The organism is Burkholderia sp. ABCPW 14, from assembly GCF_001523835.1.
GTDB classification, from domain to species: domain Bacteria; phylum Pseudomonadota; class Gammaproteobacteria; order Burkholderiales; family Burkholderiaceae; genus Burkholderia; species Burkholderia mayonis.
In genome coordinates this window covers 61,557-75,031 of the sequence record NZ_LOVS01000097.1, presented here as the reverse complement: position 1 = coordinate 75,031, position 13,475 = coordinate 61,557, and the positions used below count along the sequence as shown (strand labels likewise).

The window sequence follows — 13,475 nt, the reverse complement described above, 5'->3', positions numbered from 1 at the left end:
TCCCGCTTGCGCGTGCGCTTCGTCGACAAGTTCAGTCCAAGGTCAGTTTGTTTCATGGGCTACATGCTCGCTGCCTCGACGATTCATGGCAAGCACTCGCGAAGGCTAGTTGTGCAGAATTTCCTTAGTTGTCGTTGATCTTCTTGATGTTGTCGAGATCCGGTGCAAGCAGCGAGAACGATGTGTCGTCACGCTTCGCGCGCGATCTCCGCCTGCATCCGCTCGATGAACTTGCGTCGATTCGATGCACCCGTCGGCGGGTCAGCGGGTCAGCGGGTCAGCGGTCGCGAGGTGTTCGAGTTTTGGGTGGGTTCGCTACAGCTCATGTAACGCGTGTTTGGTACGCGCCATCGATTCGGCGAGCCGCGCCATCAGGTCTTGCTGGCTGTACACGGTCGCGAACGAGCGGGTCGTCTGGAACGCATGGACGACGCCCAGGCTCAGCAGGAAGAAGCCGCCCGCGAAGATCGCATGCGCGAGCCACCACATGTGGTTCCACGGCTTGCCGAGAATGAACGCGGCCGACGACAGCGCGAACGACGTCACCGAGATTCCGTAGACGAGCATCAGCGGCGTGCGGATGCGGCGCGCAAGCAGCAGTACAACGTTGGCGAGCGACACGATCAGCGCGCCGCCTTCCATCGACGCGCGCGTCCAGAGATTGCCGGCGATCGGCGAATACGCGATCGCGGCGACGGCGAAGCAGATGACGACGAAACCGGCGATCCACGGCAGCCAGGTCGAGCGCTGCGTGCGCCGCTCGGGCGGATCGGCGTCCTTGAAGTAAGACAGTTGCCCGACGAGCAGCAGGACCGACATCACGAGGCGCGACGCCGGCCCGTACAGCAGGAACAGCCAGATGTTCCGATGAGCCATTCCGGTGAACGCGCCGTGCAGCGAATAGATCAGCGCGAAGCCGAAAAAGCCGAGTGTGAGCCAGCGCAGCAGCGGCTCACCCGACGACAGATAGCAGCGCCACGTTATGTAGGCGGCGAAGAGGCCGGCAAGCGTCGCGGCGGCGATCGCCAGTTCGTGGAATGGATGGCTTTCGAAGGTCAGATGAGGGTCGGTAAAGTACCACAGATAGGCAATCGGGAACGCCGGCGCAAGCGCAAAACCCACCAGCAGGCAATAGGCATACGCGCGAGTAATAAAGCCGATTGCTCCCGGAATTTCCGGAGCGGATTGGATGGTACTCATGGCGGTCTTAAAAGGATCAATCCATTTGGATGTAGGCGAGCCTGAGTGATTATCTTTTTTGCTCAATGAGCATCTACTTCAAATTGCCACCAACTCTCGTTGAAAGAGCTCTGCCGTTGATGGCGGAAAGTATAGAGGATGGAAACCCGAAAATCACGATGCATAAGTCGATTCGAATCGAGTCTTTAAATGGGGTCGAATTAAATCGATAGCTCGGTGAAAAATATGGAGCGAATTGCGCTACAAAAAATTCACTCATTCAAGCTTTCGATTCAATCAAGAATATCTTTCGGTCTTCGGCTTGGGGTAATGTATATATACTGGATGTGCGGTGTTTGATCGTTAATTCGTCAAAATGTAGTGGTGTGAGTGATTCGGGTTTTAGTGAGAATGAAAATTATATTTACATAACCGTGCCTGCAACCACATACGGAACGCGTTTTCGCACCTTTTGCACCATCGGTGTGTTGCGTCACTTTCCGTGGTAACGCAGCGCTTTTTCCGAAGGATTGATGTCCGATCGCGTGAGATGGAGGTTGTGATGATTCGCTATGTCAAATCCCTGCTGCACGATGAACGTGGCGTCAGTGCACTCGAGTATGTCGTCCTCGGCGGCATCGTCGTCGTCGCGCTGGCGGCGGTCGGCACCATTCTCAGCAGTACGTCCACCGGACTTCCGAACGTTTTTTCGACTTTGCTTGCAAAAGTCACGGGCCTGATCTAACTCCTTTTCTCGCGTGTTGCCGGGGACGACGCGAATTTGCAGTGGTCGGCAGTGTCCTGCGGCGGCGCGCGAACGGACGGCGCTCCTTATGGCCAGCTATGTACCGGCGACAGCTTCGCTTCTCCTGGCGCTGCTCGCGGTGGAGGACATGCGCTCCCGGCGTTTGTCCAACGGCGCGGTGTTCGCGGTCGCGTTGCTTTATTTCGCGGACGCCGCGCTTGCGCGCGACAGCTTGGAAACGGCGGCGAGTCATGTCGCCATCGCCGCGGCGATGTTGATGCTGTTCGGGGTATTTCGCCATCTCGGCTGGATCGGCGGAGGCGACGTCAAGCTGGCGGCCGCGGTATTCCTCTGGGCGGGGCCGGCACGGGTTTTTCCCGTTCTGCTGATCGTCGGGATGGGCGGGATTCTGCTCGGCTTCGCGACCGTCGCCGCCGTCGCATGGCGACGATGGGCGACATCGTCGCCATACGTTCCAGCGCGCGGCGTGCCATACGGCGTCGCGCTCGCGTTGGGCGGCGCCTTCGCGATATGGGCGCCGCTGGCGAACGCCTCTTCCATGAAATAACGCCAGTGTCCGCCGCCATGCCAAAGTCACTGAGAATGGCCGCGCTTCTCATCGCCGCCGGCATCGGCGCTTTCGTCATGCGCGAGCTGTACGTGGCCGCATCGGTTCAGAAACCATCCGGGCCGCCGCCGCTCGAGCGCGTGCGCGTCGCAGCGGCCGATTTGCCCGAGGGGCTCCTGCTGCGCGATAACGACCTGACCTGGCGAAGCATGCCGCGCGCCCAGGTTCCGCCCGGGGCGTTCGTCGAGACGCAGCCCGGCGCCGATCTGAAAGGGGCGTTGTTGCGCAGCCGGATCAGCGGGGGTACGCCGCTTCGCGCCGACAACGTCATACCGGCCGGCGCGCCCGATTTTCTCGCGGCGGCGCTCAAGCCGGGCATGCGCGCGATCTCGGTTCCGATCGACGACGTTTCGGGCAACGCCGGCCTGATCCAGCCCGGCGACTACGTCGATGTGCTCCTGACCCAGCAGATCGGCGGCAACGCCGCGGTGTCCATTCCGCTTGAGCGCGCGATCGAATCGGAAACGGTCGTCACGCGCGTTCGCGTACTGGCGGTCGGCTCCGAGTTTCAACGGCCGAAGGCGCCCAATGCGACCGAGTCGACCGCACGGGCGCGAACGGTGACGCTCGAAGTCAATCCGCGCACGGCGCAGGTGGTGTCGGTCGCGACGCACCTCGGCACGCTGTCGCTCGCGCTACGCAGCTTCGCGACGAGCGACCGTCGTCATCCGGCGGGCGGAGAAGAGATGGAGCCCGATACGCCGCCCGTATGGGCGGGCGACGTGTCGCGCGCGTTTCGCGATTCGACGCGTTCGCCCGCATCCTCGCGAGACGTCGCCGTTCGACAGCAACTGCCGTTGCACTCGGTCGTCATCTATCGCGGCTCGAGGATTGACGACGGCGCGCCGGGCGGGAATACGGGCACGCCCGGGCTGCCGCCGCTGCCGCCGGGATTGGGGGGCGGCAGCGGAGTGGCCGAGGGCATGACGCCGCCTCGGATGACGACGCAGTGACGGCTTGGTTTCCACTCAATCGCCGTTCGGCTTCTGACAGGAACACGAATGTTGCGCATAGTCCGTTCGCTCGCTCACTGTTGCCGGCTCGGTATCGTCGGATTCGGGATCGCGTTCACGTACGGCGTGTTCACGCACGGCGTGTCGGCGCAGGATTCGGGTTCGACGCTGACCGTCCCGAGCGGCAAGGGCGAGATGCTGTCGCTCGCCGAGCCGGCCGTCGCGATGTTTGTTGCGGACCCGGCCATCGCCGACATTCAGGCGCCGACGCCGCGCACCGTGTTCGTGATCGGCAAGAAGGCCGGCACCACGACGCTGATCGCGCTCGGTGCGAACAACCGGACGATCCTGCGCAAGACGATCGTGGTTCAGGTCGATACGCAATCGCTGCAGAGCGTGCTGGATACCCGATTCCCGCAGATGGGGCTGACCGTCACCGGCGCGCCCGGATCGCTGATGGTGAGCGGCCGCGTACCCAGCGCGGCCGACGCGGACGCCGTGATGCAGTCGCTCACGCCCTACTTGCGCGACAAGGAGAAACTCGTCGGCCGGCTGACGCTATCCCGGCCGGTCCAGGTGAATTTGCGGGTCAGAGTGACTGAGGTCGATCGCAACATTACGCAACAGCTCGGCATCAACTGGAGCTCGCTCGGCAACGTCGGCAATTTCATGGGCGGCTTGTTCAACGGGCGGACGCTGTTCGATCCGACGACCAACCTGTTCAATGTTTCGCCGACAGGCGCATTCTCGGTCCGCGGCGGATTCCATACGTCGCGATGGTCGATCGACGTCGTGCTCGATGCGCTCGATCAGGAAGGGCTGATCACGATGCTCGCCGAGCCCAACCTGACCGCGATGTCCGGCGAGACGGCGAGCTTTCTCGCCGGCGGCGAAATTCCGATTCCCATCGCGCAGAACAACACGGGCGCAATCACGATCGAATTCAAGCCGTTCGGCGTCTCGCTCGACTTCACGCCGACCGTGCTGGCCGACAATCGGATCAGCCTGAAAGTGCGGCCTGAAGTCAGCGAGATCGATCCCGCGAACAGCGTGACGACGGGCGGTGTCAGGGTACCGGCGCTCACTGTGCGGCGCGTCGAGACGACGGTCGAGTTGTCGAGCGGGCAGAGCTTCGCAATCGGCGGTTTGCTGCAAAGCCAGACCAGCGACATCGTTTCTCAACTGCCGGGGCTGGGCAGGTTGCCCGTGATCGGCCGATTGTTTTCGTCGAAGAGCTTTCAGGACAACAAATCCGAGGTCGTCGTGATCGTCACGCCGTACATCGTCCAGCCGGCCGGCCCCGGTCAGCTGGAGCAAGCGATCGACAGCGTCACGCGGCCGAGCAGCGATCTCGAATTTGCGCTCCAGCGCAATCTGGGGCTGGACCTGTTGACGGGCGACACGCCGCGGCTCGTCGGCGCGGCGGGTTTTGTCTATTGACTGTCGGGAGGGGAGGCCGTGATGCGCGTGCGAACGATGGTCTGTGCGCTGACACCGTTGGCGCTCGCGAGCTGCCTGTCGGCGCCGCCGCCGCTCGACCTGCCGGATGCGTCGATCATCCGCTTCGACGGCGTGCACGCTGTACCGCCAGACTGTATTCAACTGACGGAGCCGTCGCATCTCGTCGATGCGGGATTCAGGCGGCCTAGCGTGGCGTTCGGCTGTGCGACGTACAGAAATCTTGCAGCCATGCTGGCGCGGCCCGAGGATCTGGTCGCGCCGGCGCCCTATGCCGGCGCGGACGCGGCGGGTGCGGCCGACGCCGTTCGCCGCTTCATCGAGGATCGCATCAAGCAACCCACGCCCGCAAAATCGAGCACGACGACGATTGCCCACTGACCACGATCGATTTCCGATCCCACGCTCATGAAAGTCCTGGAACGCCACCCCATCAAACGCGCCGCCGCCGCGAGGGCAGCGGACTTCGTCGCAGTCGTGTCCGATCCGGGAAGCGAGGATGTCGTCCGTCGCTTTGCACAGGATCTGGCCATCGCACGGATGCATCTCCAGATCGGAACATTCGACGATGCGATACGGCTCCTGCAGCAGAGCGAGCGCTCGCCGCGCCAACTGGTGGTCGACATATCGGATTCCGCGATGCCCGTTTCCGACCTGATGCGCCTCGCGGAGATGTGCGATCCCTCGGTGCGTGTCGTGGCGATCGGCGCGCGAAACGATGTCGGCTTGTTTCGCAACCTGCTCGGGATCGGCGTTCACGACTATCTCGTCAAACCGATCACGGTCGAACTGTTGCGCCGCGCACTGACGGCGGACGAAGCCGTCGCGCATGTCCGGACCGGCAAGACGGTGAGCTTCGTCGGCGCGCGCGGCGGCGTGGGCGCGACGACGATCGCGGTTTGCCTCGCGCGCTGCCTGACGGGCGAGAAGCTCCGCCGAGTTGCCTACGTCGATCTGAACCTGCATGGCGGCGCGGCCAATTCGCTGTTCGGTCTCAGCAGCAACAACGGGCTGACCGAACTGCTGCAGATGGAGCAACGCCCGGACGAGGCGTTCGTCGATCGCATGTTCGTCGCACTGGGCGACCGGCTGAACATCCTGTCCGCGGAATTGCCGTATGGCGCTGCGCCATCGCTGCGCGCGGGCGCAATCGCGGATCTCGTCGACACGCTGAAGGGCAAGTTCCACTACGTGCTGCTGGACGTTCCCAATCAGGCGGGCGAACTGGTCGAGGACGCGCTGCAAGCGTCGGATCTCGTCTATATCGTCGCGGATCGCTCGGTTTACGCCGCGTACGAATGCGCCCGCCTCGCGCGCTTCGCGCAGCAACTGCCCGGCGAACGGATCTTGTCGGTGATCCTGAACAATCCGCTCGAACCCGTGGCCGGCCGCGTTCAGGCGGCCGAATTTGCGAAGGCGTTCGATCGGATGGACGTGCGCGAGCTGCCGCACGAACCGCGGACGCTCGCCGTCGCAGAGAATCTCGCCGAGCCGGTCGACGATTCGAAACGCACCGGCTTCCAGCGCGAAATCCGCCGGCTCGCGGACGGCATCACCGGCGAGCCGATGTCGATCGCCGAACCGTGGTACGCGCGGCTGATGAAGTTGAGGAGAAGATCGTGAAGTTCGGCATGCGAAATCTCGAACCTCCCCGGCAAACGCCGTCCGAAATGCCCGCACCGGCGCATCCTGCCGTCCGTATCCCGGTCTCGGCCGACAGCCACGAAGCGCTGATTCGTTCCGGCAAATTCGACTTGATCCGCTCGGCGGTATTCGCGTCGATGAACATGTCCGCTGCGTTGTTGAAGACACGGGACGAGGTGCGCGCGGGCGTCGAACAGGTCGCCGCTCATACCGCCGAGCGGGAGCAGTTGAAAATCACCGCCGGCGAGCAGGTGCTGATTGTCGATGCGATCCTGAACGACATGTTCGGCGTCGGGCCGATCGAGCCACTGCTGGCGGACGAAACGGTCACCGACATTCTGGTCAACGGCCCCGATCAGGTCTATGTCGAGCGCGGCGGCCGCCTCGAGCTGACGTCATTGAAGTTCCGCGACGATGCGCACGTCGTCAGCGTCGCGCAGCGGATCGCGGCCGCCGTGGGGCGGCGCGTCGACGAAAGCAGCCCGATGGTCGACGCGAGGCTCGCCGACGGCAGCCGCGTCAACGTCGTGCTGCCGCCTATTGCGATGCGCGGCCCGTCGATTTCGATCCGTAAGTTCGCCAAGCGCGACATCACGCTCGCGCGCATGGCGCAGCAAGGCAACCTCTCGCCGGCGATGCTTCAGGTGCTGAAGATGGCATGCGTATGCAGGCTGAACGTCGTCATTTCCGGCGGCACCGGATCGGGCAAAACGACGTTGCTCAATGCTATGTCGCAGCATATCGAACAACACGAGCGAATCGTGACCATCGAGGATGCCGCCGAGCTGCAACTGCTTCAACCGCATGTGGTCAGCCTGGAAACGCGCCCGGAGAATACCGAGGGATTGGGGGAGATTTCGCAAAGGGATCTGGTGCGCAATGCGCTGCGGATGCGGCCCGATCGGATCATTCTCGGCGAGATTCGCGGCCCTGAAGCATTCGACGTGCTGCAGGCGATGAACACCGGTCACGACGGATCGATGACGACGATTCACGCGAATTCCCCGCGCGACGCGATCAGCCGGCTCGAAAGCATGGTCATGATGGCGAACGCCAACTTGCAGCTTCTGTCGATCCGGCGCCAGATCGTGAGCGCCGTGCATCTGATCATCCAGGTCGAACGGATGCGCGACGGCGTGCGTCGGGTCACGCGGGTCACCGAGATCGTCGGCATGGACGGGGAGGTGGTCATCACGCAAGATCTGTTCGTCTTTCGTCAGGATGCCGACACGACGAGAGAGGAGGTCAAGGGCGCGTTCGAATCGACATCGATTCGACCGGCATTCGCGGCGCGCGCCGCCTATTTCGGCCTCGAGGGCGCGTTGGCCGAGGTGTTCCGGCAATGACGGCAAATATCTTCGCAGCCTGTGCATTTTTCGTGATCCTGGCAATCGGCCTCGTGCTGTCGTCGCTGCGCGATCGCGCGCGCAATGCGCCAGCGCGTCGCATCAACGAGCGATTACGCCGAATCCTGCCGTCCGAGGGCGGCAACGCCGGAGTCGCCCGGTCGGAATCCGGAACCGCATTGTTCAATCTGGAACAGCGGCGCGGCAGGCTGCGTTCGTGGTTTCAGCAATACGCCGATCGCGTCCGTACGGCGAGCGGCCGCAGCGGCCTGCGCATCATGGGCGCAAGCGCGGTTGCCGGCGTGGTCGCCGCCGTGTTGGCGATCGAGCTCTTCGAACCGCCCGGCGCGATGCGTCCGCTCATTTATCTGGGGCTGCCTCTTTTCGCGGTGCGACTTGGCTATCGCGCACTGATCATGCGGTTTCGCGCCCGCTTTCTGGAAGCGCTGCCCGATACGATCGACCTGATCGTTCGCTCTGCCCGCGCCGGCATTCCGGTCACGCAGGCGATCAGCAACGCGGGAGACGGCGCGGTCGAGCCCGTACGGTCGACGTTCCGCGTCATGGGAGACAGCCTGCGATTGGGAATGGACCTGAAGGACGTGCTGAACCAGGCGGCGGAGCGGCTCCTGATCGCGGATTTTTCGCTGTTCACCGTGTACCTGCTGCTGCAGCGCGAGACGGGAGGCAGCCTCGGCGAAACCCTGGACGAATTGTCGGCGATCATCCGCACGCGCCGGGACATCCGGCTGAAATCCCGGGCGCTGACCGCCGAAGGGCGCATCACGACCAACATCATTTCGGTCATGCCGTTCTTGATCATCGGCGTGCTCTATGTCGTGAACCGGCCGTACGTCGAGCTCCTGTTCACGACGAATCCGGGCCACACCATGCTGACGACGGCCGCCGTGATGCTCATGATCGGGCTCGTGCTGATCCGGAAGTTGTCGAAACTGGACACGTCGAGATGACGACGCTTGCCGACGCTTCCCTATGGTTCCTTCTCAGCAGAGGATTCGCGCTGCTGCTCCTGCTCGGCTGCGTCGTCCTCGTGCTCGCCAACCCGGGCGGGCGCACGCGCGACAGAATCGCCGAGCGCGTGCGGCGCGTGACCGCACAGGCGGGCGCGCCATCGGCGATGACAATGCTCCATCGCGAGGATTTTCGTCAGGGTCTGTCGCGACAACTGGCTCGGCTCGGCGAACGGCTGCCGGAATTCGATCCGATGCAGCGCGTGAAGCTCGGCCGCCAATTGACGCGTGCAGGTTTTCGCGAACGTCGCGCGGTGTCGTCGATGATCGGGATCAAGTTGTCTTGCGCATTGCTGCTCGCTGGCGCCGCGCTTTTGCTGAGCCCGTATATCCCGCGTTTCGGCACGTATTTCGTCATTCGCGCACTGGTGATGATCGGCGCATTCGTCGTCGGCCTGATCGTGCCGGAGTACGTCCTCGCCGCGCTGATCGCCCGCCGTCGCCGGAAGATTGCTGCGTGCCTGCCCGACGCGCTCGATCTGTTGGTCATCTGCACGATGGCGGGCAACAGTCTCGCGACCAGCATCAAACGTGTCTCGCTCGAGCTGGCGCGTATCTGTCCGCCGCTCGCCGATGAATTGTCGGTTTGCGCGGACGAGATGACGATCGGCGGCGGCAGCGCTGCCGTTCTGATCAACTTCGCCGCGCGTGTCGACCTGCCGTCCGCGCGATCCCTCGCCGCGACCCTGATTCAATCCCAACAATACGGCACGCCGATTACACAGGCGCTGCGGACGCTGTCGCGGGCCGAACGGGCGGAGCAGCTCATTGCACTCGAAGAGAAAGCGGCGAAGCTGGCGCCGAAAATTACGTTACCGATGATGATGTTCATCCTGCCGACCGTTGCCTTGATTGCGGGCGGTCCCGCCGTGATTCGCCTGCTCGCGATATTCAAATGAGACATTCGATCTTCGAAACGGCCTGGCTCGCGATCGTATTGCCGATCGTCTGGGGAGGATGCACGCATCCGGGACTCCAGACGCGCCCGGTCCTGTCGCATCGGATCGACGATCCGGGCGCCGACCTGCGCATTGCGGACAGCGCGCTGTCCGGCGGCAACATCGATCTCGCCGCCACGCTGTATGAAAAGGTGCTCAATGCGCATCCCGATGCGCTTGCGGCGAGACTTGGCCTGGCAGACGTCTATTACCGATCCGGCAACCTGGCGCGCGCGCGCGTGCTGTATTCGCAAGCCGCCGAGCAAGCGCCGACCCAGCCCGGCGCACGGCTCGGCCTCGCCCGCGTCGCGCTGCGGCAGCGCCGTCTCGACGATGCGGTTCGTCAGTATCGCGAATTGCTTGCGGAGCAACCGGGCAATCCGCTCGCAGCCGAAGGGCTGGGCGCCGCGCTCGACATGGAGGGGCGGCACGCGGACGCACAGGCGGTCTATCGCGACGCGCTGCTCGCGCATCCGGATGAACAGGGGCTGCGCGTCAACCTTGGGCTGTCGCTCGTCCTGAGCAACCGCTCCCGCGAAGGCGTGAACGTCCTGCTCGACGTCGCCGGCCTGCCGGATGCGCCTTGGCAGGCGCGTCAGAGCCTCGCGTTCGCATATGGCGTCCTCGGCAACGTGGATTCGGCGAAGCGGATCCTGTCGTCCGAGCTCCCGCCTTCGGCGGTAGCCGACAATCTGCGTGTTTATCGGGCCGTGCGCGCGAAGCTCGCGTCGCGCAACCCGGCGCAGACACAGCCGACGGCGAGCGGCGCTCGACCGGACGTCGCGCGTCCGGGGCCGAGGGCGGAAAAATGAGACTGCGCGCGGGGTTCGCCGGCGGGCAGCGCGGCGTCGTCTCGCTTGAATTCGTTCTGATGCTTCCTTTTCTTTTGATGGTGCTCCTCGGCATCATCGACGTGAGCTTCATTCTGTGCGACAAGGCGGTGATCACGAACGCGAGCCGCGAAGCCGCGCGCGCGGGCGTCGTACTGCACGTGCCGCAACTGAGCACCGCGCAGATCAGCACCGTTGCGCTGGCGTACACGCAAAACAATCTCATCACCGGCGGCACGGCGACGGCGCCTACCGTCGCCGTCAGTCAGCCGAGCGGAACGTCTTCGGGCAATCCGTTGTCCGTGACCATCAGCTATACGTACACCGGTCTGGTGCTGGGGTCGGCGTTCAGCGCATTGACGGGGCCCGTCACCATCACAGCTACGACCGTCATGAACTACGAATGATGCGGCGCATGCGACTCGTCACCTATACGCACCGGCTTGCGCTCGATCCTCGAGCGAGCGGGCAGGCCGCGAAACGGCAGGACGGCTCGATCGCGCTGTTCTTCTTGTTGTTCCTCATACCGCTGCTGTCGTTCGGCGCATTCGCGATCGACATCGCGCGCGTGGCGGTGGTGCGCAACGAGCTGCAAAACGCAGCCGATGCGGCGGCATTGGCCGGTGCGGCGGCGTTGATGCAGTCCATCGGCGTCGGGCCGAACTGGGCGCAGGCCGTCTCGGCGGCGAACGGCGCAGTCGCGCTCAACGCATCGGACGGCGTCGCGCTGTCGAAGGGCACGGCCACGGCCGGATACTGGAACCTGACCGGCACGCCGGCCGGCATGCAAGCGACGACCATTACACCCGGAACCTACGATGCCCCCGCCGTGCAGGTCACGGCAACGCGCACGGCGGGCGTGAATGGCGGAGCGATACCGTTGCTGCTGGGCGGCCTGCTCGGCATCGCCAGCGCGTCTGGCGGCGCCACCGCCGTCGCGGCCCTCGCCGCGCCTGGCGGAATCGCTTCGGGCGGCTTGTTTCCGCTTGCGTTGGACCAGTGCATCTACAACCAATATTGGAACCTGGCGACCAATCAGCCGCGCGTCAATCCGTCGACGAATCTGCCGTACGAATTCATCGTGACGAACGGACAGACATACGGCACGTCCTGCATGGCAGGCCAATGGACTTCGTTTCAGTCGACGGCGAACGACGTGACGTCGATGGCGAACCTGATGGCGACCGGCAATCCGTCGCCGCTTGCCATCGGCGACAGTATCTGGCTCGCTGCCGGCGTGAAGGCATCCCTTTACAACTCGGTTCCCGTGGGGACGATCGTGGTGCTGCCGGTCGTCACGCAGATGGCCACCAAGACCTATGTCGCGATCGTCGCCTTTGCCGCCTTCCATATCGACGCATCGGTCGGCGGGAGCGCCAAGTACATCCAGGGGCACTTCGTCAGCGGCGTCAAACTGACCGGCCCCGCAACCGGCGTCGGGCCGTACTACGGCGTCTATGTGCCGCCAAGGCTCGCGTTTTGAGCCGAGATTCGCACGCGGCGCAGGATGAGCAGGAGCGTGAACAGCAGCACGAACGGGCCGATCTGCGGGAGCTTGAGCCACGGATTCAGCATCTCGTAGACGGGCAGCAGCCAAGCCGACATCACCGCGGCCTGCTCGCCGCGCAGCCAGCCGTCGCGCAGGCCGATCGCGGCGATGCATGAAAGTGCGACGCCGAGCCAGGCCAGCTCGTAGTGCCACAGGTACGGATTCGATACGAGCGTCGAGACGAACAGGACTGCGCCTCGCAACCGCGTGTCGCGCGTGCTTTTCCATACGCCGCGTGTCGCGGCGATGGCCACGACGGCCACGAAACCGTGCCCGACGTATGCGAGAACCAGCGGCACTTCGCTCAGGCGTAGCGTGGCGAACGATGTCGGCGACGCGAACCAGAACACGACGCCATGCTCGAGAATGATCGATCGCGCGAGTCCCGCATTGACGGCGAACAGGCGCAGCGGCTCGACGCCGCAAACCAGCACGGCAATCCCGGACAACAGGATTGCGCTCGCCGCGGCCGATGCGAGCACGCGCCACGCGCGCACGGCGATCAGGGCGAATGGAAACAGCAGCGCCATCTGCGGTTTTACCGTGAGCAATCCGATGCAAATGCCTGCCCATATCGGCTTGCGGTCGATCCAGTACACCGCGAGCGCGGCGCAAGCGGCCGTCAGCATGGCGTTCTGCCCGAAGGTGGCCGTGACGAAGATGCACGGGGACGCGACGAGCGGTATCCAGCCGAGGCTCGGCGCGTCGTGGATGCCGGCTGTGTTGGAAATACGAAGCACGGCGATGACGTACCCCACGAGACTCGCGCCGATGAAGCACGGATACGCGATGGAAAACGGAAGCAACGCCAGCGGCGTCACCATGAGCAGATACGTGGGCGGATACAACCAGGCGACGAAATTCTCACGTTGAAAATCGGCGAGCAGCGTCAGTACGAGATCCGAGAGGATGCGATGGTCGTAGGCTTGCCAGGGCGAACCGTGCAGCATCAAGTACGACGCCGACCAGAATACGGCGAAGTCCGGTCCGGGCCGAACCACGTCGAACGCGGCGAAGCGACGGCTGATCCCGGCCCAGGCCAGAAAAAACAGCCCATAAAGCACGAGCATCACACTGCTGTAGAGGATGATCCGCCGTCGCGTCAGCCACTCGCTCACCGGGCGGTCGGTCGTGGGCGTCGAGGGGCGCGGGACGTACATGATCGGTATGCGCC

The 13,475-nt window shown here is 64.0% G+C and carries 13 protein-coding genes and 1 pseudogene; 12 read left to right on the top strand and 2 right to left on the bottom strand.

Translation table 11 applies throughout. The features are described from left to right. Window positions 1–127: 127 nt before the first annotated feature. Window positions 128–1,200, bottom strand: a pseudogene (locus WS62_RS14355) (GGDEF domain-containing protein); the annotation flags it as partial. Window positions 1,201–1,741: 541 nt separating this feature from the next. Here WS62_RS14355 and WS62_RS14350 point away from each other — a divergent pair. The 12 genes from WS62_RS14350 (at window position 1,742) to WS62_RS14295 (ending at window position 12,235) form a co-directional block, all read left to right on the top strand. After that, window positions 1,742–1,924, top strand: coding sequence for a Flp family type IVb pilin (locus tag WS62_RS14350; RefSeq protein WP_066496170.1), 183 nt, complete (start codon window positions 1,742–1,744; stop codon window positions 1,922–1,924). 88 nt (window positions 1,925–2,012) lie between these two features. Further along, window positions 2,013–2,492 (top strand): A24 family peptidase, encoded by a 480-nt coding sequence (locus tag WS62_RS14345; protein WP_066571716.1) that lies wholly within the window; start codon window positions 2,013–2,015, stop codon window positions 2,490–2,492. 17 nt (window positions 2,493–2,509) lie between these two features. Then, window positions 2,510–3,505, top strand: coding sequence for a Flp pilus assembly protein CpaB (gene cpaB, locus WS62_RS14340; protein ID WP_066571714.1), 996 nt, complete (start codon window positions 2,510–2,512; stop codon window positions 3,503–3,505). A 48-nt stretch (window positions 3,506–3,553) separates the two neighbouring features. Next, window positions 3,554–4,945 carry a type II and III secretion system protein family protein gene (locus WS62_RS14335; RefSeq protein WP_066571711.1) on the top strand — a complete coding sequence of 464 codons (1,392 nt, stop codon included), beginning with the start codon at window positions 3,554–3,556 and terminating at the stop codon, window positions 4,943–4,945. A 21-nt stretch (window positions 4,946–4,966) separates the two neighbouring features. Further along, a complete protein-coding gene (locus WS62_RS14330) occupies window positions 4,967–5,344 on the top strand; it encodes a CpaD family pilus assembly lipoprotein (RefSeq protein WP_066571708.1) in 378 nt (125 codons plus the stop codon). Window positions 5,345–5,371: 27 nt separating this feature from the next. After that, window positions 5,372–6,586, top strand: coding sequence for an AAA family ATPase (locus WS62_RS14325; protein ID WP_066571705.1), 1,215 nt, complete (start codon window positions 5,372–5,374; stop codon window positions 6,584–6,586). A 47-nt stretch (window positions 6,587–6,633) separates the two neighbouring features. Next, window positions 6,634–7,953, top strand: coding sequence for a CpaF family protein (locus WS62_RS14320; RefSeq protein ID WP_442855088.1), 1,320 nt, complete (start codon window positions 6,634–6,636; stop codon window positions 7,951–7,953). Further along, complete coding sequence (locus WS62_RS14315; protein WP_066571703.1) at window positions 7,950–8,924, top strand: type II secretion system F family protein; 975 nt, start codon at window positions 7,950–7,952, stop codon at window positions 8,922–8,924. The genes WS62_RS14320 and WS62_RS14315 overlap by 4 nt, the downstream gene beginning before the upstream one ends. Next, window positions 8,921–9,883 (top strand): type II secretion system F family protein, encoded by a 963-nt coding sequence (locus WS62_RS14310; protein WP_066571700.1) that lies wholly within the window; start codon window positions 8,921–8,923, stop codon window positions 9,881–9,883. The genes WS62_RS14315 and WS62_RS14310 overlap by 4 nt, the downstream gene beginning before the upstream one ends. After that, window positions 9,880–10,734, top strand: a complete 855-nt coding sequence (locus tag WS62_RS14305) for a tetratricopeptide repeat protein (protein WP_066571697.1) — start codon at window positions 9,880–9,882, stop codon at window positions 10,732–10,734. Before WS62_RS14310 ends, WS62_RS14305 begins: the two co-directional genes overlap by 4 nt. After that, on the top strand, window positions 10,731–11,159 hold the full coding sequence (locus tag WS62_RS14300) for a TadE/TadG family type IV pilus assembly protein (protein ID WP_066495710.1): 429 nt from the start codon (window positions 10,731–10,733) through the stop codon (window positions 11,157–11,159). The genes WS62_RS14305 and WS62_RS14300 overlap by 4 nt, the downstream gene beginning before the upstream one ends. A gap of 8 nt (window positions 11,160–11,167) precedes the next feature. Next, window positions 11,168–12,235, top strand: coding sequence for a pilus assembly protein TadG-related protein (locus tag WS62_RS14295; RefSeq protein ID WP_066571739.1), 1,068 nt, complete (start codon window positions 11,168–11,170; stop codon window positions 12,233–12,235). Here the strand turns inward: WS62_RS14295 and WS62_RS14290 are convergent. Continuing rightward, window positions 12,208–13,461 (bottom strand): glycosyltransferase family 87 protein, encoded by a 1,254-nt coding sequence (locus WS62_RS14290; protein WP_066571694.1) that lies wholly within the window; start codon window positions 13,459–13,461, stop codon window positions 12,208–12,210. The two genes, WS62_RS14295 and WS62_RS14290, sit on opposite strands and share 28 nt — an antisense overlap. Window positions 13,462–13,475: the final 14 nt, after the last annotated feature.